Annotated in this window: 15 protein-coding genes and 1 pseudogene; 6 read left to right on the forward strand and 10 right to left on the reverse strand. The window is 66.0% G+C overall.

Annotation, left to right across the window (positions count from 1 at the left end; all coding sequences use genetic code 11):
* Nucleotides 1-117: 117 nt before the first annotated feature.
* On the reverse strand, nucleotides 118-888 hold the full coding sequence (locus tag RBB42_RS15710) for a DUF1013 domain-containing protein (RefSeq protein WP_305971449.1): 771 nt from the start codon (nucleotides 886-888) through the stop codon (nucleotides 118-120).
* A 157-nt stretch (nucleotides 889-1,045) separates the two neighbouring features.
* On the opposite strand from RBB42_RS15710, the gene RBB42_RS15715 reads away from it, so the two are divergent.
* Nucleotides 1,046-1,681, forward strand: a complete 636-nt coding sequence (locus RBB42_RS15715; protein ID WP_305971450.1) for a ribonuclease T2 family protein — start codon at nucleotides 1,046-1,048, stop codon at nucleotides 1,679-1,681.
* A 176-nt stretch (nucleotides 1,682-1,857) separates the two neighbouring features.
* On the opposite strand, the gene RBB42_RS15720 is transcribed toward RBB42_RS15715, so the two are convergent.
* On the reverse strand, nucleotides 1,858-2,517 hold the full coding sequence (locus tag RBB42_RS15720; protein ID WP_305971451.1) for a sulfotransferase family 2 domain-containing protein: 660 nt from the start codon (nucleotides 2,515-2,517) through the stop codon (nucleotides 1,858-1,860).
* A gap of 153 nt (nucleotides 2,518-2,670) precedes the next feature.
* Here RBB42_RS15720 and RBB42_RS15725 point away from each other — a divergent pair, with 153 nt between their 5' ends.
* Nucleotides 2,671-4,299 (forward strand): AMP-binding protein, encoded by a 1,629-nt coding sequence (locus RBB42_RS15725; protein WP_305971452.1) that lies wholly within the window; start codon nucleotides 2,671-2,673, stop codon nucleotides 4,297-4,299.
* Between the two features lie 259 nt (nucleotides 4,300-4,558).
* On the forward strand, nucleotides 4,559-5,614 hold the full coding sequence (locus RBB42_RS15730; protein WP_371931767.1) for a hypothetical protein: 1,056 nt from the start codon (nucleotides 4,559-4,561) through the stop codon (nucleotides 5,612-5,614).
* A gap of 79 nt (nucleotides 5,615-5,693) precedes the next feature.
* Here RBB42_RS15730 and RBB42_RS15735 read toward each other — a convergent pair whose 3' ends face one another.
* The 6 genes from RBB42_RS15735 to RBB42_RS15760 form a co-directional block, all read right to left on the reverse strand.
* Entirely contained in the window at nucleotides 5,694-6,911 is a 1,218-nt protein-coding gene (locus tag RBB42_RS15735) for an SPOR domain-containing protein (RefSeq protein ID WP_305971453.1), read from the reverse strand.
* A 185-nt stretch (nucleotides 6,912-7,096) separates the two neighbouring features.
* Complete coding sequence (gene upp, locus RBB42_RS15740; protein ID WP_305971454.1) at nucleotides 7,097-7,729, reverse strand: uracil phosphoribosyltransferase; 633 nt, start codon at nucleotides 7,727-7,729, stop codon at nucleotides 7,097-7,099.
* A complete protein-coding gene (locus RBB42_RS15745) occupies nucleotides 7,726-8,760 on the reverse strand; it encodes an adenosine deaminase (RefSeq protein ID WP_305971455.1) in 1,035 nt (344 codons plus the stop codon). Before RBB42_RS15745 ends, upp begins: the two co-directional genes overlap by 4 nt.
* Complete coding sequence (locus RBB42_RS15750; protein ID WP_371931768.1) at nucleotides 8,757-9,959, reverse strand: phosphopentomutase; 1,203 nt, start codon at nucleotides 9,957-9,959, stop codon at nucleotides 8,757-8,759. Before RBB42_RS15750 ends, RBB42_RS15745 begins: the two co-directional genes overlap by 4 nt.
* Nucleotides 9,959-11,251, reverse strand: a complete 1,293-nt coding sequence (locus tag RBB42_RS15755; protein WP_305971456.1) for a thymidine phosphorylase — start codon at nucleotides 11,249-11,251, stop codon at nucleotides 9,959-9,961. The genes RBB42_RS15750 and RBB42_RS15755 overlap by 1 nt, the downstream gene beginning before the upstream one ends.
* Entirely contained in the window at nucleotides 11,251-11,643 is a 393-nt protein-coding gene (locus tag RBB42_RS15760; RefSeq protein ID WP_305971457.1) for a cytidine deaminase, read from the reverse strand. Before RBB42_RS15760 ends, RBB42_RS15755 begins: the two co-directional genes overlap by 1 nt.
* Nucleotides 11,644-11,866: 223 nt before the next feature.
* Between RBB42_RS15760 and RBB42_RS15765 the strand changes: the two genes are divergently transcribed.
* The gene (locus RBB42_RS15765) at nucleotides 11,867-14,146 is read left to right on the forward strand and encodes an NADP-dependent malic enzyme (RefSeq protein WP_305971458.1); all 2,280 of its coding nucleotides are present in this window, start codon (nucleotides 11,867-11,869) and stop codon (nucleotides 14,144-14,146) included.
* A gap of 212 nt (nucleotides 14,147-14,358) precedes the next feature.
* Here RBB42_RS15765 and prpE read toward each other — a convergent pair whose 3' ends face one another.
* Nucleotides 14,359-16,251, reverse strand: coding sequence for a propionate-CoA ligase PrpE (gene prpE, locus RBB42_RS15770; protein ID WP_305971459.1), 1,893 nt, complete (start codon nucleotides 16,249-16,251; stop codon nucleotides 14,359-14,361).
* Between the two features lie 322 nt (nucleotides 16,252-16,573).
* On the opposite strand from prpE, the gene RBB42_RS15775 reads away from it, so the two are divergent.
* On the forward strand, nucleotides 16,574-17,488 hold the full coding sequence (locus RBB42_RS15775) for a hypothetical protein (protein WP_305971460.1): 915 nt from the start codon (nucleotides 16,574-16,576) through the stop codon (nucleotides 17,486-17,488).
* Nucleotides 17,489-17,748: 260 nt separating this feature from the next.
* Here RBB42_RS15775 and RBB42_RS15780 read toward each other — a convergent pair whose 3' ends face one another.
* Nucleotides 17,749-18,510 carry an NAD kinase gene (locus RBB42_RS15780; RefSeq protein ID WP_305971461.1) on the reverse strand — a complete coding sequence of 254 codons (762 nt, stop codon included), beginning with the start codon at nucleotides 18,508-18,510 and terminating at the stop codon, nucleotides 17,749-17,751.
* A gap of 173 nt (nucleotides 18,511-18,683) precedes the next feature.
* Between RBB42_RS15780 and glyA the strand changes: the two are divergent.
* A pseudogene (gene glyA, locus RBB42_RS15785) lies at nucleotides 18,684-18,931 on the forward strand (serine hydroxymethyltransferase); the annotation flags it as partial.

An 18,931-nucleotide genomic window follows, 5' to 3' on the forward strand; every position in this document is an offset into this window, starting at 1 on the left:
GCACGTCCGCACCCCCGTGAGGGCAAAAGAAAAGGCGCCCCCAAAGGGGCGCCTGTCAGTGGGACGGCGGGCGGGGCGATCTGGCCCGAAGGGCCAGGAGCGGCGCCCTGCCGGACCTCAGCGGTCCTCTTCCTCGTCGTCCTCGTCCTTGCCGCCACCGGGCAAGTTGAAGAAGCTGTCCGCGTCGAGGTAATCGTCGTCGCTCTTGCGGTCGTCTTCCTCGTCGTCCTCCTCGCCGCGCGGATCGGACAGGCTGAAGGTTTCCAGCCCCTCGATCGACGACGGCAGACGCGGTTCCGGCTCCATCTCGAGGCTCTGCTCGGTCGAGACCAGCTTGCGACGCTCGTCGTCGGTCATGACCTTGGCCAGATCCTTGGCCGCCTTGGCCACCGCCGCGTCCAGTTCGGACTGCCTGCACAGGCCCAGGGCAACCGGGTCGATCGGCTGCATGTTCTGGATGTTCCAGTGGGTGCGCTCGCGGATCGACTGGATCGTCGGCTTGGTGGTGCCGACCAGCTTGGCGATCTGGCTGTCGGCCAGTTCCGGGTGAAACTTCACCAGCCAGAGAATCGCGTTCGGGCGATCCTGCCGCTTGGACAGCGGGGTATAGCGCGGGCCACGACGCTTTTCCTCGTCGCGGGCAGCCGGGTTGTGCTTCAGCTTGAGCTTGTGCAGCGGGTCCTTCTCGGCCTTGTCGATCTCTCCCTGTTCCAGCTGGTTGTTGGCAACCGGGTCAAAGCCCTTGACGCCCGCGGCCACGTCGCCATCGGCGATGCCCTGTATCTCAAGCTCGTGGAATCCGGTGAAATCGGCGATCTGCTTGAAGGTCATCGTGGTGTTGTCCACCAGCCAGACGGCGGTCGCCTTGGGGTGCAGCAGCTTGGACATGTTCATACTCCTTGGTCTTGCGGGACCCGCTGGCATGCCTCCTGCGCGGCCCGAGGCCGGTCTGGGGCCAAGGGCGGCTCCGGCGGGCGGAGCGGGTTACCGTTGTCGGGAAACTCGGCGTCTATATAGTGATCTCGCAGTCAAAGGGGAAGCGAAAATGCGATTGATCAGTGTTCTGCTGCTGGCCGCCCTGTCCATCGGCGGGGCTTTGCGCGCCGAAGGCGACCGGGCGGGAGAGTTCGACTACTACGTCATGGCGCTCAGCTGGTCCCCGAACTGGTGCGCGCTGGAGGGCGACGCCCGCAACGCCGAGCAGTGCAATAGCGACGCCGGCTGGCTGCTGCACGGTCTGTGGCCTCAGTATCATCGCGGTTGGCCAGATTACTGCCCGACGGTGGAACGCGCGCCCTCGCGCCGCATGACCGGCGAGATGACCGACATCATGGGATCCGGCGGGCTGGCCTGGCATCAGTGGAAGAAACACGGCGTCTGCACCGGCCTGTCTGCGGCGCAATACTACGCCCTCTCGCGCGAGGCCTACGGCAAGATCACCCGCCCCGAGGCCTTTCGCAAGCTGGACAAGACCGTGACCTTGCCCGCCTCGCTGGTCGAAGAGGCCTTCATCAAGGCGAACCCGCAGCTGGAACCGGACATGATCACCGTCACCTGCCGGGATGGTCACATCCAGGAGGTCCGCATCTGCCTGTCCAAGCGGCTGGACCCGGTGCCCTGCGGCCGCGATGTGGTGCGGGACTGCCGGATGACGGACGCGCGGTTCGAACCCCTGCGCTGAGGCGCGTCCCGGCACGAGCTGTCCCCGGCCGATGACATCGCGGCCCGGACCCGTCCGGACAGCCGGTCCCGGGTGCAATGCGTGTCCGGCCGCCGCATGAACCCGCTTTGGGCGCGGCCCCTCAAAGGGATGGGGCTATGGAAATCGGCAATGTCTGCCCCTGATCCCGGAACGGCTCAATCCTGCGCGCCAAAGCGATAACCAAAGCGCGCGATGTCCTCGGCACATAGCTCGGCCACGATGGTACGGGTTTCGTCATCGTAGTAGGCGGCATGGCCCGCCTGCCGGTCCGATCGGTTCTCGTGCGGCACCTCGGGCCGGAACCCTAGATGGGCGACCAGCGGCGCCATGTCCGCTTGAAGCTGTTCCAGCCGCAGGAAATGCCCGTGTTCGCGCCCCCCGGCATCGCGCATGTACCGCGCGTAGGGCCAGGCGCGCAGCGTGGCCTGCGTATGCCCCTGGTGCAGGAAGCCCGCGAAGTCATGCGCCTTGGCCAGCGTCACGGCGGGATGATCGAACCCCTGCGCACGCAGCCAATGGTAATAGCTGACCACCCGGTCCCAGGGATTGCGGACGAGGCAGAAACAGAACATCCCCGCGATCTCCTCGGCCGTCAGCGCACCGTCCAGATCGGCAAGGGTCGAATGTTTCCAGATCCGCCCCTGCGCGCGCTCTGCCAATGCCTTGGCCCGGGACCGCCGCCGCCGGGCCTTGGGCGTGTCCCCGATGGGAATGTCGTCGCGATGGGCGCGCGCCTCCAACGCCAGCGCCATCGAGGTGCCTCCGGTCTTGGGGATATGGACAAAGATGTACCGGCGACCGGGCGAAAGGATCATGGCCGCAGGTTAGAAAGGATCCGATCCGGAGGAAAGACGATTGCGCCGCGCCCGTTCCGACGATCACCGTGGCGCAAGGCAACTCTGAACGGGGCTTTTCTTGCGCAACTTTCTTGCGCATAGTCCGCCCGAAACCTGGCAACGGAGGATCTCATGGGCTGGCTTGCTGACGAAACCGGACTGGGCAGAAACACGGCGAACTTCGTGCCGCTGACCCCGCTGAGCTTTCTGCGTCGCGCGAGCACGATCTGGCCCGATCACCTGGCCGTGGTCTATGGCCCACACCGCAAGACCTATGCCCAGTACATCACCCGCGTCACGCGGCTGGCCTCTGCCCTGGCGCAATCCGGCGTGCGCCCGGGCGACGTGGTGGCGACCATGCTGCCCAACATCCCCGCCCAGGCCGAGGCACATTTCGGGGTGCCCGCCTGTGGCGCCATCCTGAACGCGATCAACACCCGGCTGGACGTGACCACGGTGGCCTATATCCTCGACCACGGCGGCGCCAAGGTCGTGCTCTGCGATCCGCAGTTCCTTCCCGTCCTCGCCGAAGCGACCGAGATCATGGAAGGTGAGCCCCCCATGATCGTCGAGGTGGCCGACGACCACGCGGGCGTGCATGGCCAAGGCAACTACACGGAATACGAGGCCTTTCTTGAAACCGGCGACCCCGAGTTCGACTGGATCATGCCGGAAGACGAATGGGAGAGCATCGCGCTCAACTATACGTCCGGCACCACCGGGCGGCCCAAGGGCGTGGTCTATCACCACCGAGGCGCCTACCTGAACGCCATGGGACAGATCCTGTCCTGGCGCATGGTGCTGCACCCGGTCTACCTGACCATCGTGCCGCTGTTCCACTGCAACGGCTGGTGCCACACTTGGATGATGCCCGCACTGGGCGGCACCATCGTCTGCTGCCGCGAGATCCGCGCGAAGGCGATCTATGACGCCATCGCGGACGAGGGCGCAACGCATTTCGGCGGTGCGCCGATCGTGCTGAACACGCTGATCAACGCACCCGACTCCGAGCGGCGCGAATTCGACCACATCGTCGAGGTCTTTACGGCGGGCGCCCCCCCTGCCCCCGCCACACTGGCCAAGATCGAGCCGATGGGATTCAACGTGACGCAGGTCTACGGGCTGACCGAAACCTACGGGCCGGCCACGGAATGCACCTGGAAAGCCGAATGGGAGCCGAAACAGGGCGACGAACGCGCCGCCATCAAGGCCCGCCAGGGCGTCGCCATGCCTTTCATGGAGGACATCACGGTCCATGACGAGGCCGGCGCGGATGTCACCCGCGACGGCGAAACCAAGGGTGAGATCAAGTTCCGCGGCAACGGCGTCATGAAAGGCTACTACAAGAACCCGAAGGCCACGTCGGAATCCTTTGCCGGCGGCTATTTCCATTCCGGCGACATCGCCGTGATGCACCCGGACAACTACCTGCAGATCGCCGACCGGGCCAAAGACATCATCATCTCGGGCGGCGAGAACATATCTTCGGTCGAGGTCGAGGGCGTTCTGATGGGCCATGACGCGGTGCTGCTTTGTGCCGTGGTCGCCAAGCCGGACGAGAAATGGGGCGAGGTGCCCTGTGCCTTCGTCGAACTGAAGGACGGGCACGAGGTCACCGAAGCCGAGCTTGTCGCCTATGCCCGCGAACGGCTGGCCGGGTTCAAGACCCCCAAGGCCGTGGTCTTCCAGGAACTGCCCAAGACCTCGACCGGCAAGATCCAGAAATTCGCGCTGCGCGAGGCGGCCAAGTCGCTGGAGTGAAGAAACGCCATCCTCGTGGCGCCCCGACCAGCCAAGCGACAGCTTTACCACTGCTGGGGAAGGTGGGCGGTGTCGTGGTCAGGGAAGCCCTGCAGAGGAGATCATCGTTGTCGATGATCCCGACATCGCGGCAGCCCACGTCCGGTTCGAAAGCGACTTGATCCCGAAGCGGGACCGGGCCTTCGGCCGCTACAGCGTCATTGACCCCAGTTGATCCTGCCGTCGGCGGTGCGGGCCAGATTGCCCAGCCCCGCGCCCCGTGCTAGCGTCGCGAAAACGCGAGGCAGAGCAGGCCCCGATGACCGCCCTGAAACAATTTTCCCGTCTCGAAGCGACCGGCCTCTGGCGTCCGTCGCCGGACGAGCAGCGGCGCGAAGTGATCGTGTCCCTGGGCGAGGCGACCCTGACGCTCTCGGACATCAATGGCACCGCGCTGGCGCATTGGTCGCTGGGGGCGGTCAACCGGGCCAATGGCAAGGACATCCCGGCCATCTATCACCCCGACAATGCACCCGAGGAAACGCTGGAACTGGACGGCTCCGAGAGCGAGATGATCAACGGGATCGACCGGCTGCTGCGCGCCATCGACCGGAGACGTCCGCGCCCCGGCAAGCTGCGGTTCCTGCTGACAGGCGGCACATTGGCCGCGCTTGCGGCGGCGGCTGTCTTCTGGTTGCCGAATGCACTGGAACGCTACGCGGTGACCGTGGTGCCGCCGGTCAAACGGGTCGAGATCGGCAACAACCTGTTGCACCATATCGAGAGGGTCGCGGGCAAACCCTGCGCGACCCGCGATGCGCAGCAGCCGCTGGACCGGCTGGCCAGCCGCCTGCTGAACCGGGGCAGGATCGTGGTCCTGCCCGGCGGCGCACGGGTCAGCGCGCATCTGCCCGGCGGGATCATCCTGTTGAACCACGGGGTCGTCGAGGATTTCGAGGATCCCGATGTGGCGGCAGGCTTTGTGCTGGCCGAGACGGTGCGCGCCGCGGAGACCGATCCGCTGGCCGCACTGCTGGACCACGCGGGGCTGGTGGCCAGCCTGCGTCTCTTGACGACGGGCGCCCTGCCCGATGGGGCGCTGTCGTCCTATGCCGAACACATCATGGCCGAAACGCCGGCCCTGCCACCGGCCGATCCCCTGATCGCCGCCTTTGACCGCGCCGATATCCGCAGCACGCCCTTTGCCTATGCGCTGGACATCACCGGAGAACGCACGCTTGCCCTGATCGAGGCCGACCCTCGCGCCGGCGAAGGCAGCCGACAGGTGCTCAGCGATGCGGACTGGGTACGCCTGCAGGGGATCTGCGGCGCCTGAGAACCAGACGGATCGAACCAAACCAAAACGCCCGCCTGCCGGTGGCAGACGGGCGTCGACGGTTCCCGGCTCATCGCGTTCAGCGGATGTAGGCTTGGGTATACCCGGTGCTATGAACCCGACGCAGCGCCATCTTCAATTCGTCGAAAGTGGCATAGGGCCCGACCCGCAGCAGCGACAGATCCCGCCCGTTGCGGCTGATGTTAGCCATGCGCACGCTGAGGCCGGAGGATTGCAGCCGATGCGCCGCATACCGCGCCTTGTCCGACGTGGTGAAGGCCCCGACCTCGATCCAGCGGCCCACCTTGACCTCCGGTTCGCCCGAAGCCCTGGGGGCTTTGCCACCAGGGACGGCCATGGTGGTCAGTGGCAGCGGCGACGCGGCCCGGCCAACGATGACCGGCGGTTTGACCTCGTGGCGGCGCGCCTGGACGACCAGCTTGCGCGGGACTATGTTGGTCCAGACCTTCTGGGTGTCCTGGTGGCCCTTGACGGTCTGCCAGGCACGATAGGGATTCAGCCGGTCATCGCTCCAGGCGGGACGATAGCCCGTGGGAACATGCGCGACCTGGGTGTCCTGCTTCTCAAACACATGTTTGGGCACGATCCGCGTTTCCGGCGGCAAGGTCAGGCTGCTGCCGTGCCAGCTGTTCCTGTTGTAATGGACGTTCTTGCCCGGGGCGGGCGCCTCGCCACGGCGGATGATGGTGGCATGGGGTGCTGTCTGCGGGCCACAGCTGGCGCGCAGCTTCATCCCGTTCACCACGCGGAAGGTCTCTCCGTCGACGCAGGCAAAAGCGCCCGATGCGGCCTGCAGCGCCGGTGCCCGTGGGGACGGCACGACGGACCTGGGCACGCGACGCACAATGCGCGGCGGTTGCGCCGTCACCGGCTTGACCGCGCGGACGGTGGAGCGCGGCGTGGCCGCCGGCGCCGTTGTCGTCGTGCGTTCCGGGGCCGAGGCGGCGGCGGGCGGCGTCGCCGTGATCTGCACCGGCTCGGTCGTGGTCGGCGCGGGCGGCGCGGGTGCAGCCACATCTTGCGATCCGAAGGTCGGCGTCTGGCCGCAGATCTGTTCGCGCTGACGCGTGACCCTTGGCACCCATGTCACCGCCCCGTCATAGCCGGCACGCACATAGACGCAGCCCCGGTTATCGACGAACTGGCGGCCCGTGAAAGAGGCTGGAGGGAAGTTGGCCGGAACATCCCGGGCGGAGGTTTGCGCGGCCGCTGGCAGAGAAAGAATTCCGAATCCGGAAACGGCAAGCGCAAGAAATGGAAGCGATTTCAACGTCATGTCTGTCCCCACAGATGCTACCCATCAGAGTATCGCGTCAGAACACGACCTGTAAAGCCTTGAAAACCTTGGCCTGCCGGAGTTGCCCAGGGCCACGGCCATGCACAATGATAGGGTTTCCAAGGGATTGTCGCGGCTGGCGGGACGCCCCGCCAAAGGGGACGCCCGACCCGCCGCCTGCGTCCTTACTTGGTGCCGAACATCCGGTCGCCCGCATCGCCGAGACCCGGAACGATATAGCCTTGTTCGTTCAGCCGCTCGTCGAGCGCGGCAGTGACGACCGGCACGTCAGGATGCGCATCGGCCATGCGCTGCACACCCTCGGGTGCCGCCAGCAGGCAGAGAAAGCGGATGTCGGTGGCACCGGCCTGTTTCACCAGGTCGACGGCGGCCGCCGAGGAGTTGCCGGTGGCCAGCATCGGGTCCACCACAATCGCCAGGCGCGAGTTCATCTGCGTCGGCAGCTTGTTGTAATACTGGACCGGCTGCAGCGTTTCCTCGTCGCGGTAAAGCCCGACAAAGCCGACCCGCGCCGCCGGGACCAGTTCCAGGATGCCGTCCAACAGGCCGTTGCCCGCCCGCAGGATCGAGATCAGCGCCAGCTTCTTGCCCTCGATCACCGGCGCGTCCATCTCGCACATGGGGGTTTCGATGCGCCGCTCCGACAGCGGAAGGTCCCGGGTGATCTCGTAGGCCAGCAGCAGGCTGATTTCCCGCAGCAACCGCCGGAAACTGGCGGTCGAGGTGCCCTTTTCGCGCATCAGGGTCAGCTTGTGCTGTACCAGCGGGTGTTTGACGACGGTGAGGGTCTCGCTCATGCGTGCTCCAGTTTCTTCAGGACCGCCTCTTTCGTGGCCGCGTCGCAGAATGCGGCATCAAGGGCGGTGCGGTTGATCTCTGCGAATACCTCTTCGTCCCAACCGAAGGCGCGTGCAAGGCCAAGGTACTCTTGCCGCATGGTCGTGTGGAAGAATGGCGGATCATCGGTCGATACGGTGACATTCACCCCCCGTTTGCGCAGCATGTCGACGGGATGCGCCTTGAGCGTGGGATAGACCCCCAGAAAGACATTGGATCCCGGACAGACCTCCAGCGTGATCCCGCGTTCGACCAGCATGTCGACGACCGCCAGGTCAGAGGCCGCGCGCACCCCGTGGCCGATGCGCTCGACGCGCAGATCCTCGACCGCCTCGCGCACCTCCTGCGAGCCGTTCCATTCGCCCGCGTGACTGGTCAGCCGCAGCCCGGCCTCGCGCGCCATGTCGAAACTGTAGGCGAAATCGCCCTGGCGGCCCTGTTTCTCGTCCCCGCCCATACCAAAGCCGACCAGCCAGTCGCCTGCGGTTTCCGCCGCGCAGAGCGCCGCGCGCTTGGCCTTTTCCGGACCGAAATGGCGAATGCAGGTGACGATGCCGCGCAGGGTCACGCCCATGTCGCGTTCCGCCGCCTCTGCCGCCTCCTGGATGGCCTGCAGGTACTCGCGCCAGGCCCCCACGTCGCCGCCACCGCAGAAATCCGGGCTGAGGAAGGTTTCCGAATAGACCACGCCGTTTTGCGCGCTTTCCTCCAGCACGGCGGTACAGAGCCGGGCGAAATCCTCGGGCGTTTTCAGGACAGAGGTCGCCGCCTCGTAGACCTCGAGGAAATGCCAGAAGTCGCGGTAGGCGTAGGAGCCGTCCTCGTTGAAGATCCCGCTGATGTCGACCTTCTTCTCCTTGGCCAGTCCGCGGATGAACCCCGGCGGTGCGCCGCCCTCGAAATGCAGGTGCAATTCGACCTTGGGCAGGCGCGCGATGCGGTCCAGTTGTTCTTCGTCCGTGATCGGGCGGCGCTCTTCTTCGTCTTTCACAGGAAACTCCTTCCCGGCCCTTGCGCCGGCACACCCAGATGCGCGGCGACACTGGCCGCCACATCCGCAAACCCAACCTGCCCGGTGCTGCCTTGGCCCCGCCCCGCGATCAGCACCGGCACCCGTTCGCGGGTGTGGTCCGTGCCGGTCCAAGTCGGGTCGTTGCCGTGGTCGGCGGTGATCAGCAGCAGGTCGCCCTCGCGCAGGCGCGGCAACAGGCGGGCCAGTTCCGCGTCGAACCATTCCAGGTGTCGTGCATAGCCCGAGACATCGCGGCGGTGGCCGTAAAGGCTATCGAATTCGACGAAATTGGCAAAGGTGAGCGAGCCGTCCTCGGCCTCGTCCAGCAGGTCGGACAGATGCCGCATCAAGGTCGCATCGTCGCCCTTGCGCACCTCGTCGATGCCGCTCATGGAAAAGATGTCGCCGATCTTGCCCACGGCATGGACGCGGCGGCCCGCCTCCTGCACCCAGTTTGTCAGGATCGGCTGCGGCGGTTTGATGGCATAGTCATGCCGGTTGCCGGTGCGGGTGAACCTGCCGGGCTCGCCGACAAAGGGGCGCGCGATCACCCGGCCCACCTTCATCGCGTGCAGGGTCGGCGCAAGATCGGCGCATAGTGTCAGCAGCCGGTCGAGGCCAAAGTGCTCTTCATGTGCGGCGATCTGGAAAACGCTGTCGGCGGAGGTGTAGCAGATCGGCTTTCCGGTTCGGATATGGTCCTCGCCGTACTGGTCCAGCATGACCGTACCGGAGCCGTGGCAATTGGCCAGCACGCCGTCCGTGCCCGCCAGGCGGCAGACCTCGTCCGTCAGGCCCTTTGGAAAGGCGGGCACGGTGTCGGGGAAATAATGCCAGTCCCAGGGCACCGGCAGACCGGCCAGTTCCCAGTGGCCCGAGGGCGTGTCCTTGCCTTTCGAGACTTCCGTCGCCGCCCCCCAGAGCCCGGTCACGGGGTGGTCCCCGGCGCGCGCCCCGCCAGAGGCGAGATCGGCGGCCCGGTACAGGCCCAGTCCGGCCAAAGTCGGCAGGTGCAGCGGCCCGCTGCGCCCTTGCTCTGCCGCGCCACGCGCGCAGGCATCAAGGATATGGCCCAGCGTATCCGCCCCGCTGTCCGGCACGCCGTCGTTGAAGAAACTCGCCGCATCTGGCGCCCCGCCGATCCCCACCGAGTCCATGACCACCAGAAAGGCCCGCATCAGCTCACCCGTTCCAGCACCAGGGGTGTCCCGGCGGGCGCGCTCTCGCCCAGCGTGATCGCGTCCAGAACCGCCTGCGCCGCTGCTGCGGCCTGCCCCTCGCGCGCCGCGTGCACCCGGCACAGCGGCTGGCCCCGGCGCAACTTGTCACCCAGGCGCACCATGTCCGACAGGCCGACCGCCGGGTTCACCACGTCGGTCTCGACCCTTCGCCCGCCGCCCAGGTCGACCACCGCGAGGCCCAGCGCCTCGCCGTCCATCGCCGTCACAACGCCGTCGGCAGGGGCCGGAACCTCAAGGATCACCGTCGCCTCGGGCAGGAACCGCCGCCAATCCTCGACAAAGGACAGCGGACCGCCAAGGGCATAGACCATGCGGCCAAACCGTTCCGCCGCAGCGCCGCTGGCAATCGCCTTGCGCAGCTTCGCCTCCCCGCCTTCGATTCCCGCGGTGGTCAGCAATTCCGCTCCCAAAGCAACACAGAGGTCCAGAAGGGGCCCCTGCGCCTCGCCCGTCAGAACCGCCATCGAGACGTCAACCTCCAGCGCGTTGCCCAGCGCGGGCGCCAGTGGCTGTGACATGTCGGTGATAAGCGCGGTCGTGGGACAGCCGGCGGCATTGGCTGTGCCCACCAATGCCTCGGCCAGTGCGCGCGCGTCATCGGGCGATTTCATGAAGGCGCCAGAGCCGGTCTTGACGTCCAGCACCAGCGATTGCAGCCCGGCGGCCAGCTTCTTGGACAGGATCGAAGCGGTGATCAGGTCGAGGCTCTCGACCGTCGCCGTCACGTCGCGGATCGCGTACAGCCGCTTGTCGGCGGGCGCGATATCGGCCGAGGCGCTGACGATCGCGCAGCCCACATCCCCCACCACATGCCGCAACATGGCCTCGTCCACGCCGACCGTATAGCCGGGGATCGCCTCCAGCTTGTCCAGCGTACCGCCGGTATGGCCCAGCCCGCGGCCGGAAATCATCGGGACATAGACACCGCAGGCGGCCAGCGCGGGCGCCAGCACCAGGCTGACGCAATCGCCCACCCCCCCGGTCGAATGCTTGTCCACCACCGGCGCGTCCAGGTCCCAATCCAGCACATGGCCCGAGTCCCGCATCGCCAGTGTCAGCGCCACGCGCCCGGCCTCGGAAAGGCCACGCAGGCAGACACCCATCGCGAAAGCCCCGCCCTGGGCCGCGCTGACCGTACCATCGGCCAACCCTTGCGCGAACCAGGCCAGGTCGCGCGGCGCCGGATCCTCGCCCCGCCGCAGCTCGGCAATGACCCGCCTTGCGTCCATCAAGCGCGGTCCATGTGGCTGTTGGCGAAGGCCCCCGGCAACAGGTCCGCCACGGTCACCTTTTCTTCGACACCGTCCAGCGTGGCCAGTGTCACCGGCGTATGCCCCTTGGCGAACTCGAACAGTTTCTGACGACAGCCGCCGCAGGGCGGCACCGGGTGGGCGCTGTCGGCGATGACATAGGCCTCGGCGATCTCGGTCTCACCCGCAGCCACCATTGCCGCGATGGCCCCCGCCTCGGCGCAGGTGCCTTCGGGGTAGGCCACGTTCTCGACGTTGCACCCGACATAGACCGCCCCCGAGGGCGTGCGCAGCGCGGCCCCCACCTTGAACCGGGAATAGGGCGTATAGGCGTTTTCGCGCACGGCGCGGGCCGCATCGGCAAGGGACATGGGACCTCCGGGACTTCGGGGCCTTCATCGTGAAACTGGCGCGCCCCGATTGCAAGCGTGAACGCCGGGTCGTCGGGTCGGAAAATCCGCCAACTCCGCCCCCGGTGCCGGGCGTCGCGCGCGATTTACAAAATTAGCCGAAAACTGTACCGCCATAGACTAGTCTTCACCCGGCGTTCACGATTGTTTACCGTTGAACTACCCCTGTCCGAAAGGCCTGCCCATGACCGAATCCAGCAACGAAACCTTGCGCCAGGCGGCCCTGTTCTATCACGAGAACCCCAAGCCCGGGAAACTGGAGGTTCGCGCCACCAAGCCGCTGGCCAATGGCCGCGACCTCAGCCGCGCCTATTCCCCCGGCGTCGCCGAGGCCTGCATGGAGATCAAGGCGGACGAAAGCGCCGCCGCCCGTTACACGACCCGCGGCAACCTGGTGGCCGTGGTCTCGAACGGCACCGCGGTCCTGGGACTGGGCAACATCGGCGCGCTGGCCTCCAAGCCGGTGATGGAAGGCAAGGCCGTCCTGTTCAAGAAGTTCGCCGACATCGACTGTTTCGACATCGAGGTGAACGAGCCCGACCCCGAGAAGCTGGCCGAGATCGTCTGCGCGCTGGAACCCACCTTCGGCGCCATCAACCTCGAGGACATCAAGGCCCCCGACTGCTTCATCGTCGAGAAGATCTGCCGCGAGCGGATGAACATCCCCGTGTTCCACGACGATCAGCACGGCACTGCCATCGTCGTCGGCGCCGCGGCCACCAACGCGCTGCACGTCGCGGGCAAGGCCTGGGGCGACATCAAAGTGGTCAGCACCGGCGGCGGCGCGGCGGGCATCGCCTGCCTGAACATGCTGCTGAAACTGGGCGTCAAGCGCGAGAACGTCTGGCTCTGCGACATTCACGGGCTGGTCTACGAAGGCCGGACGGAGGACATGAACCCGCAAAAGGCCGCCTTTGCCCAGCCGTCCGACAAGCGTACGCTGGACGAGGTGATCGACGGCGCCGACCTCTTTCTCGGCCTGTCCGGACCCGGCGTTCTCAAGCCGGAAATGGTCAAGCGCATGTCGCGGCGCCCGATCATCTTTGCCTTGGCCAACCCCACGCCCGAAATCATGCCCGACCTCGCGCGCGAGGCCGCGCCAGATGCGATCATCGCCACCGGGCGCAGCGATTTCCCCAACCAGGTCAACAACGTCCTCTGTTTCCCCTTCATCTTCCGCGGCGCGCTGGACGTGGGTGCTACAGAGATCAACGACGCGATGCAGGTCGCCTGTGTCGAGGGCATTGCGGCGCTCGCCCGCGCCACGACGTCAGCAGAGGCCGCCGCCGCCTACCGCGGCGAGCAACTGACCTTCGGCGCCGACTACCTGATCCCCAAACCCTTTGACCCGCGCCTATCGGGTGTCGTGTCGACCGCCGTGGCCCGCGCGGCGATGGAAAGCGGCGTCGCCATGCGCCCGCTCGAGGACATCGAGACCTACAAGCAGCGGCTGGATGCAAGTGTCTACAAGTCCGCCCTGCTGATGCGCCCGGTCTTCCAGGCCGCCGCCACCGCCAGCCGCCGCATCGTCTTTGCCGAAGGCGAGGACGAGCGCGTGTTGCGTGCCGCCCAGGCCATCCTCGAGGAGACCACCGAGACCCCGATCCTGATCGGCCGCCCCGAGGTGATCGAGACCCGCTGCGAGCGTATGGGGCTGGAAATCCGCCCCGACCGCGATTTCAACATCGTGAACCCCGAAAACGACCCGCGCTATCGTGATTACTGGGAAACCTACCACCAGATCATGGCCCGGCGCGGCGTCACGCCGGACCTTGCGCGCGCAATCATGCGCACCAACACCACCGCCATCGGCGCCATCATGGTCCAGCGCGACGAGGCAGACAGCCTGATCTGCGGCACGTTCGGCGAATACCGCTGGCACCTGAACTATGTCAGGGAGATCCTCGGTTCGTCCAAGCTGCACCCGCATGGTGCCCTCTCGCTGATGATCCTCGAAGACGGCCCCCTGTTCATCGCCGACACCCATGTGCGGCTGCTGCCCACGCCCGAGGAGGTCGCCGAAACCGCCATCGGCGCGGCGCGCCACGTCCGCCGCTTCGGGATCGAACCCAACATCGCCTTCTGCTCGCAGTCGCAGTTCGGCAACCAGGCCGAAGGATCGGGGCAGCGGCTGCGCGCGGCGCTGGAAATCCTCGACAATCGCGGCTGCGATTTCTGCTACGAGGGCGAGATGAACGTCGACGCCGCGCTCGACCCCGAGTTGCGCGCGCGCCTTTTCCCCGGCAACCGGATGCAGGGCGCGGCCAATGTGCTGATCTTCGGCCATGCGGATGCCGCCTCGGCCACGCGCAACATCCTCAAGATGAAGGGCGGCGGCCTCGAGGTTGGCCCGATCCTGATGGGCATGGGCAACCGCGCTCACATCGTGACGCCCTCGATCACCGCACGGGGCCTGCTGAACATGGCCGCCATCGCAGGCACGCCGGTCGATCACTACAGTTGAGGCTCGCCGCCCGGGCCACCTGAAATCAAAGCGCCCGCCGTGTCCCGCGGCGGGCGTCCTGTGTTCCAGTGCTCAATACAAGAACCGCCTGCGTTCGGATGGCGCAGCCCCCTGTTTCTCTGGGCCCCAAACACCTCTGGGGGAGCGTCGAAGACGCGGGGGCACAGCCTCCGCGGATCGCCGCAGAAGGCGGCGAAACCCTGTCCTGCCTATCAGGCCTTGGCGTAACCCAGCCCCTGCAGTGCCTCCCTGATTTCGTCCAGGATCGCCGGGTCGTCGATGGTCGCCGGCACTTTGAACTCCTCTCCGTCGGCGATCTGAACCATCGTCCGGCGCAGGATCTTGCCCGACCGGGTCTTGGGCAGGCGGTCCACCACGCAGGCCAGCTTGAAGGCCGCGACGGGGCCGATCTTGTCCCGCACCAGCTTGACGCTTTCCGCCACGATCTCCTCGTGCGGGCGGTTCACGCCCGAGGACAGGCAGAGGAAGCCCAGCGGCAGCTGGCCCTTCAGCTGGTCGGTCACGCCGATCACGGCGCATTCGGCCACGTCCGGATGGCTGGCCAGCACCTCTTCCATGCCGCCCGTCGACAGGCGGTGGCCGGCGACATTGATGACGTCATCGGTGCGCGCCATGATGTAGACGTAGCCATCCTCGTCGATCATGCCCGCGTCACCGGTCTCATAGTAGCCGGGGAAATGCTCCAGGTAGGATTTGCGGAATCGTGGCTCGGCATTCCACAGCGTCGGCAGCGTACCCGGCGGCAGCGGCAGCTTGACCGCGATGGCGCCCAGTTCACCCTTCGGCATGGGGTGGCCGCCCTCGTCAAGGATCTGGATGTCATAGCCCGGCATCGGCTTGGCCGGAGAGCCCAGCTTGGTTGGCAATTCCTCGATGCCCAACGGGTTGCCCGCGATGCACCAGCCGGTTTCCGTCTGCCACCAGTGGTCAATCACCGGCACGTTCAACTGATCCTGCGCCCATTGAATCGTGTCCGGATCGGCGCGTTCGCCCGCCAGGTAGACGGCCCTGAGACAACTCAGGTCGTATTGTCCGACGAATTCGCCTTTGGGATCCTCTCGCTTCACGGCGCGGAAAGCGGTGGGCGCGGTGAAGAAGGACTTCACTTTATGTTCGGAGATCACCCGCCAGAAGGTTCCCGCATCAGGGGTGCCCACGGGCTTGCCCTCGAAGACGATGGTGGTGTTGCCGTGGATCAGCGGCCCGTAGCAGATGTAGGAATGGCCCACGACCCAGCCCACGTCCGACGCCGCCCAGAACACGTCGCCGGGATCGACGTTGTAGAGGTTCTTCATGGTCCAGTTCAGCGCCACAAGATGCCCAGCCGTGGGACGCACGACACCTTTGGGCTGGCCGGTGGTACCGGAGGTATAGAGAATATAGGCCGGGTGGTTGCCCTCGACCGGTACGCATTCCGCCGGCTCGACGCCGTACTGGAACCCGTGCCAGTTATAGTCGCGCCCCTCCTCCAGGTGGGCCACTTCCTGCTCGCGCTGGAAGATCACGCAGAAATCAGGCTTGTGCGCGGCCTGTTCGATGGCACCATCGAGCAACGGCTTGTAGTGAACCACGCGGCCCGGCTCCATCCCGCAGGAGGCGGCGATGATGCACTTGGGCTGGGCGTCGTCGATCCGCACCGCCAGTTCGTTCGATGCAAAGCCGCCAAAGACGACCGAATGCACCGCGCCAAGGCGGGCGCAGGCCAGCATGGCCTCCAAGGCCTCGGGGATCATCGGCATGTAGATGATGACGCGGTCCCCCTTTTCCACGCCCTTGGCGCGCAGCGCTCCGGCCAGGTTGGCCACGCGGTTGCGCAGTTCGACGTAGGAGATCTCGCGCTTGGTATGGGTGATCGGGCTGTCGTAGATGATCGCCGTCTGTTCGCCGCGCCCTGCCTCGACATGACGGTCGACCGCGTTCCAGCACGTGTTGACCATCCCGTCGGCGAACCATTCGTACATGTGGTCACCCCGGTCGAAGAGGGCCTTGGTGGGCTTCTTCTCCCAGTCGATCGCCTCGGCCGCCGACATCCAGAAGCCTTCCGGATCGGCCAGCGCACTGTCATAAACGTCTTGATAGCCCATGAGGGTGCCTCCTCTATTCCCTGACAATTCGCTTAGGCGCAGCACCGCCAAACGGGCAAGTCTGTTACCGGCAGTCAGGACAGATTATCGCAGAAGATTTGCGAATTCTCCCTGCAAAGATTTGCAAACCCCCGAAATCCTTGCTGTGATCTTTGACGATCATGCGGCTTTGCAAAGTTGGAAAGCGACTCGGCCCAACCGGCAGCCGCCCCGACCCGGACTATGGCGCGGAATCCGCTTGCGCAGATGTGATCCGCCGGATGACTTGACCTGCCGGTCGGGGCATGGACTCATCCCGTGACGTCGCGAAAGGAGATTCCTCATGCAAAGCAAGGCCTTCAAGGCACTGATCCTCGCCATTGCCGGCCTCTGCGCCTGGACCGGTGCCGCCTGGGCCAACTGGGAGTTCGTCGGCGGCGAAGATGCGAGCGATCACATGGCCCGCGTCTGCAACGGCAACGGCAACGACGAAGTCATCTGCTTTGAACTTGGATGCGCCACCGGAGAGCCCCTGGCCTACCGCCTGACGACGCAGAACATGCCCGGCATGGTCGCGGCACCGCGCCTCGACAGCCTGCTGTTCGTCGGCTCGCAACTGGCCGGGTCGCTGGATTTCGGCCATACCGGGCTGGAGAGTTTTCGCGCCCCGCTGGAGGAAACCCACCTGCGCGGCATCGACCGGCTCAAGGCCGGCATCCGTGCGCAACTGCATGTCTGGGACAGCGCCGACAGCGCACCGGTCATCCACCGCTTTACGCTGATCGGGTCCAACGCGGCGATCACCGAGGTCCAGAAATACTGCCCCTTGCCCGACTTCGACCAGCGCGAGCTGGAACGGCGCACCCTGGCCGACCCCGCCACGCAAATTCTTGGCGACATGCGCGAGGCCTGTACCGTCCTGGACGGTCAATTGACAGTCAGCGACGGCTTCTCGCAGCAGATCGACATCGACGGTACACCGCCGATGGACCTGCGGATCAACCACGGTGCGATGTTTTGCGACAGCACGCCGGACATGGTCTGTGGCCCCGCCGGCTGCCTGACCTCGTTCTGGCTGGGGATGGAAGATGGCCGTTATCGCCGTATCTTCCTGAACGCGATCCAGGACGCGGCCATCACTGGACAGCCCGGCGTCCTGACCCTGATCGTCCAGGGCGCGCAATGCGGCGACGGCGACGGTCCCTGCGGCAAGCGCTACGAACTCGACGGGTTCGAGCTGAAGGAACAACAGCCCTGACAGGCGTGGGGCAAAGGCCGCAGGACACGCGTTGACCGCCTTGCCTTCGTCGCAACTCTGCGCCTCAGTGACGCCCCCGTGGGTCTTCCAGTCCGACGCGGCGTTGTAACCGGTCAGCATCGCGCTGGGCACGCCGAAAGCGACGGATCTTTCGCTCACGGAAAAACGTGCGCGCAGAACCAAGAAGCGAAACCAATAGGATCAAGGCGACCGTTCCCAGCAGGACGAGGCTCACTGTCTCCATGCCTCCCCCCGTCGCTTCAGACAAACTGCTCGCGGATCAATCGCTCTTCAAGGCCGTGCCCCGGGTCGAACAGCACCCGGTGCGCCACGCCCGGCTCTGACCGGATCTGTACTGTCAGGACATCGCGCACCTCCGCCCCGTCCGCCTCGGCCATGACCGGGCGTTTCTCGGCCTCCAGCACCTCGAAACTGACCTCTGCCGCCTTGGGTAGCAGCGCGCCGCGCCAGCGCCGGGGGCGAAAGGCCGCCACCGGGGTCAGCGCCAGCACATCCGCGCCGATGGGCAGGATCGGCCCATGCGCCGAGTAATTGTAGGCGGTCGATCCCGCGGGTGTCGACACCAGCGCCCCGTCGCAGACCAGTTCGGCCATGCGCACCTGGCCATCGACGCTGATCCGCAGCCGCGCCGCCTGGCTGCCCGAGCGGTGCAGAGAAACCTCGTTGATTGCCAGAGCCTCGTGTATCTCACCGTCGGTGCAGGTCGCGCGCATGGCCAGCGGGTTGATCACCGCCTCTTCCGCCGCGGTCAGCCGCTCTACCAGCCCGTGTTCTGAATATTCATTCATCAGAAAGCCCACGGTGCCCCGGTTCATGCCGTAGACCGGCACCGCCAGCTCCTGCGTCCGGTGCAACGTGTGCAGCATGAAACCATCGCCACCCAGCGCGACGATCACATCCGCACCGTCTTCGGCATGATCGCCATAGCGGCGTGTAAGACCTGCGCGCGCCGATTGCGCGATCGGCGCGTTGGACGCACAAAAGGCGATCCGTAAGCTCATCGGGGGTTTCCTGTTGTCTCCATCCGGAGCGGATGGAAGCACAAACTCCCGGCAGGGGCCAGTGCCCGGGCCGCCATGCCGCTGGTATGTTGCAGCCCGTCGCTTTACCTACTTTGACACAGAGCCGGTTTCCTATACGAAACCTCGCAATCCGAATCCAAAGGAGCAGCGCCATGAACGCCCCCCACCGTGACGACGGTTTCTTCACCGAGTCCCTCGCCTCGCGCGACCCCGAATTGTTTGGCTCGATCACCGGCGAGCTTGGCCGGCAGCGCGACGAGATCGAGCTGATCGCCTCCGAGAATATCGTCTCTCGCGCGGTTATGGAGGCGCAGGGCTCTGTCATGACGAACAAATACGCCGAAGGCTATCCCGGCCGGCGCTACTATGGCGGCTGCCAGTGGGTCGACGTGGCCGAAAA

The organism is Mameliella sp. MMSF_3455 (assembly GCF_030733205.1).
Taxonomy (GTDB): domain Bacteria; phylum Pseudomonadota; class Alphaproteobacteria; order Rhodobacterales; family Rhodobacteraceae; genus Antarctobacter.

Coding starts and splice junctions, on each gene's coding strand:
- RBB42_RS15710 (WP_305971449.1), bottom strand. CDS start 888: ATGTCCAAGCTGCTGCACCCCAAGGCGACCGCCGTCTGGCTGGTGGAC.
- RBB42_RS15715 (WP_305971450.1), top strand. CDS start 1,046: ATGCGATTGATCAGTGTTCTGCTGCTGGCCGCCCTGTCCATCGGCGGG.
- RBB42_RS15720 (WP_305971451.1), bottom strand. CDS start 2,517: ATGATCCTTTCGCCCGGTCGCCGGTACATCTTTGTCCATATCCCCAAG.
- RBB42_RS15725 (WP_305971452.1), top strand. CDS start 2,671: ATGGGCTGGCTTGCTGACGAAACCGGACTGGGCAGAAACACGGCGAAC.
- RBB42_RS15735 (WP_305971453.1), bottom strand. CDS start 6,911: ATGACGTTGAAATCGCTTCCATTTCTTGCGCTTGCCGTTTCCGGATTC.
- upp (WP_305971454.1), bottom strand. CDS start 7,729: ATGAGCGAGACCCTCACCGTCGTCAAACACCCGCTGGTACAGCACAAG.
- RBB42_RS15750 (WP_371931768.1), bottom strand. CDS start 9,959: ATGCGGGCCTTTCTGGTGGTCATGGACTCGGTGGGGATCGGCGGGGCG.
- RBB42_RS15755 (WP_305971456.1), bottom strand. CDS start 11,251: ATGGACGCAAGGCGGGTCATTGCCGAGCTGCGGCGGGGCGAGGATCCG.
- RBB42_RS15760 (WP_305971457.1), bottom strand. CDS start 11,643: ATGTCCCTTGCCGATGCGGCCCGCGCCGTGCGCGAAAACGCCTATACG.
- RBB42_RS15765 (WP_305971458.1), top strand. CDS start 11,867: ATGACCGAATCCAGCAACGAAACCTTGCGCCAGGCGGCCCTGTTCTAT.
- prpE (WP_305971459.1), bottom strand. CDS start 16,251: ATGGGCTATCAAGACGTTTATGACAGTGCGCTGGCCGATCCGGAAGGC.
- RBB42_RS15775 (WP_305971460.1), top strand. CDS start 16,574: ATGCAAAGCAAGGCCTTCAAGGCACTGATCCTCGCCATTGCCGGCCTC.
- RBB42_RS15780 (WP_305971461.1), bottom strand. CDS start 18,510: ATGAGCTTACGGATCGCCTTTTGTGCGTCCAACGCGCCGATCGCGCAA.